Genomic DNA, 3444 nt, shown 5'->3' with positions numbered 1-3444 from the left:
GTGCCTGTGGCTTCCGCCACTACGTCTTTCGCAATCGCGGCAAAATCGCCGTTAGGCTCGGGGGATGCTTCCCCCCGGTCAGCGGCTCCGCCGCTATCTTGTACGCCCTCCGGTTCAAGAGTCCAGTGGGCCAAAAATTCAATGTTGCCCTCCCCGCCCGTGATCGGCGAGAAGGTCAGTCCCTTGAGAATAAAGCCAAGCTCACGGGCCATCGTCAGCACATTCTCGATCACTTCCCGATGGACCGCCGGATCTCGCACGACGCCGGATTTGCCGACCTTCTCCCGTCCGGCCTCAAATTGAGGCTTAATCAGAGCCACAACGTCAGCCGGACGGCTCAGCAGCGCCTTGAGCGGAGGAAGAATAATCTTCAGGGAGATGAAAGAAACGTCGATGCTGGCGAAATCCGGAATGGAGCCTTTGAGATCGGCCGGGGTCATATACCGGAAGTTCGTCCGTTCCATGACGCATACCCGCTCATCCTCCCGCAGCGACCAGTCCAGCTGGTTATAGCCTACGTCGATGGCATACACATAGCTCGCTCCGTTCTGAAGTGCGCAATCGGTGAAGCCTCCGGTGGAAGCGCCGATATCCAGCATGGTGCGTCCGCCAACGTCGATGCCAAACCGCCGCAGCGCCTTTTCAAGCTTGAGCCCTCCCCGGCTGACGTAAGGATGCACAGCGCCCTTCACTTTTAAGGCAGCGCTTCGCGGCACTTTCATGCCGGCCTTCTCAATGCGCTCCTCGTTAGCCAGCACCAATCCGGCCATAATGGCCGCCTTGGCTTTCTCCCGGCTTTCATAGAAGCCCTGCTCGACGAGCAGAACGTCGATTCTTTCCTTCGGACTCCGTTCTTTACCTTTACCTTGCTCCATAGTCATCTCCAACTTCTATTCTCGCGTCTCCATAGGCTTACGAAGATGTAGTTGTCTTGCCGTAAGGATAAGAGCGTGCCGCCCTCATCGATTTGATGCGCCCGCACACCGATTCCACGGTAAGTCCCGTCAACTGGCGCTGCTCCTTAATCGAGCCGTGCTCGACAAATATATCCGGCACGCCCATCAGCTCTACGCTGACGGAGTGCAGCCCGTGCCCGGCATAATACTCAAGCACAGCGCTGCCCAGGCTTCCGGCCTGGCTCGCTTCTTCGAGCACAAGCAGCTTCGTTCCGGCCCGGGCAAGACTCTGCAGCATGGAGCCGTCCAAAGGCTTCAGGAACCGGGCATTGACAATGCCCGCCTGGATTCCTTCCCGCTTGAGCTGATCCGCCGCTTCTTCCGCTACCTGCACCATTGGGCCGCAGGCGATAACGGCGATGTCATCGCCCGGACGAAGCCGTTCCCACGAACCGATCGGCAAGGAGCGAAGCTCGGGATCGAGCGCTGCTCCGGTTCCGTTCACGCGGGGATAGCGGTAGGCGATCGGACCGTCGTTATATTCGAGCGCCGTCTTCATCATATGGCGCAGTTCGTTCTCATCCCTCGGCATCATCAGCACGATATTCGGGATATGCCGCATAAAGGCGATATCATAGACCCCCTGATGCGTCTCCCCGTCCGCCCCGACAAATCCCGCCCGGTCGATGGCGAACATCACGTTGGCGTTATGCCGGCAGATATCATGCACGATCTGATCGTAGGCGCGCTGCATGAAGGTGGAATAGACCGCAAACACCGGCTTCATTCCCTCCATCGCCAGCGCGGCGCACAGCGTCGCCGCATGCTGCTCCGCGATCCCGACATCAATCATCCGGCCGGGAAATTCCTCCGCGAACGGGAACAGGCCCGAACCCCCGGGCATCGCGGGAGTCACAGCGATCAGCCGCTCGTCCTGACGCCCAAGCTCGATCAGCGTCTGGCCGAACACTTCCGTATACATCGGATTGCCGACCGCCTTCAGCACCTGGCCGGATTCGATCTTGTACGGCGTGATTCCATGCCACTTATAGGAATCGGCCTCCGCCGGCTTATAGCCTTTGCCTTTCGTGGTGAGCACATGCACCAGCACGGGGCCCGCCACATTGTCGGCCTGATGGAAGGTATCGATCATGGTCTCCAGATCATGACCATCCACGGGTCCAAGATATGTAAAGCCCAGCTCCTCAAACAGAACGCCGGGAACCATCATGTATTTGAGACGGTCTTTCATCCGTTCCGCGGTCTTCGCCAATCGGCCGCCAATGGCCGGAATCTTCTTGAGCAGCCCTTCCACTTCGTCCTTGGCCCGCAAATAATGGCGGTCCGAGCGAATCCGGCTTAAATAGTTATGCATAGCGCCGACATTGGGGGCGATGGACATTTCATTATCGTTAAGAATAACCATCAGCTTCCGGCGTTCATGCCCGATATGGTTCAGCGCCTCGAACGCCATGCCGCCGGTAAGAGCGCCGTCGCCGATTACCGCAACAACCTTGTTATCCTCCCCCTTGAAGTCACGGGCCATCGCCATGCCCATCGCGGCGGAGAGGGAGGTGCTGCTGTGACCGGCTTCCCAGACGTCATGTTCGCTTTCGGAGCGCTTGACGAAGCCGCACAGACCGTCCTGCTTTCGCAGCGAATCGAACCGGTCCTTGCGGCCGGTCAATATTTTGTGGACATACGCTTGATGTCCGACATCGAAAATGAATTTGTCCTGGGGACTGTTGTAGCAATAATGCAGGGCCAGCGTGAGTTCCACTACTCCCAGATTGGAGGCGAGATGTCCGCCCGTCGCGGACAGCTTCTCAATCAAAAACCGGCGGATTTCCTCCGCCAGACTGTTCAATTGTTCGATCGATAGCGATTTCAGTTGCTTAGGATCATTCAGTTGTGGAAGCAGCACGTGATTTCCCCGCTTTCCTGATGTTGTAAAGTATAGCTTTCATTATAACATAAATGAAACGGCTACCGAAATCAGCCGTTCCCTCATAATCAGTGATCTCTTGACATTAAGTAATCGGCGATTTCGAGCAGCCGCGAGCCGTCCGCAAAGGCGCCTTGCTGTACGGCAGACTTGGCTTCTTCCGTCAGCCGCTCCACTTCCCGGCGGGAGGCCTCCAGCCCGATGAAGTAGGGATAGGTCACCTTCTGCTGCCGGACATCGCTGCCCGTCTTCTTGCCCAGCTTGCTTTCGTCGCCGACAAGGTCAAGGATGTCGTCCTGCACCTGGAACGCAAGCCCGATGCTGACGCCGAACCGGCGCAGGGCCTCAAGCTGCGCTTCCGAGGCTCCCCCTATCCGCCCTCCGGCGAGCAGCGAGAAGACGATCAGATCGCCCGTCTTGTGCAGGTGGATATAACGCAGGCTCTCCAGATCGGTAAGCCCTTGCTCCCCTTCCATATCGGCCGCCTGCCCGCCGACCATACCGCGCGGACCGGCCATTTCAGCCAGATCCTCCACGATGGACAGAACGTCCTCCGCAGGAACACTATACCGGCGGGAGGACTGAACGATGCTGTAAAAGGCA

Annotated in this window: 3 protein-coding genes; all 3 read right to left on the bottom strand. The window is 58.1% G+C overall.

All coding sequences use genetic code 11. The features are described 5' to 3' along the window. A partial coding sequence (locus L692_RS0107345; RefSeq protein WP_025698545.1) for a TlyA family RNA methyltransferase occupies positions 1–875 on the bottom strand: 875 nt, incomplete at its 3' end. Between the two features lie 37 nt (positions 876–912). Then, on the bottom strand, positions 913–2820 hold the full coding sequence (gene dxs, locus L692_RS0107340; RefSeq protein ID WP_025698543.1) for a 1-deoxy-D-xylulose-5-phosphate synthase: 1908 nt from the start codon (positions 2818–2820) through the stop codon (positions 913–915). 89 nt (positions 2821–2909) lie between these two features. Beyond that, positions 2910–3444, bottom strand: a 535-nt coding sequence (locus L692_RS0107335; RefSeq protein ID WP_025698542.1) for a polyprenyl synthetase family protein, incomplete at its 5' end; no start/stop codon positions are given.

The organism is Paenibacillus forsythiae T98 (genome assembly GCF_000520735.1).
Classification (GTDB): Bacteria; Bacillota; Bacilli; order Paenibacillales; family Paenibacillaceae; genus Paenibacillus_AQ; species Paenibacillus_AQ forsythiae.
This window is presented reverse-complemented; position numbering and strand designations above follow the sequence as displayed.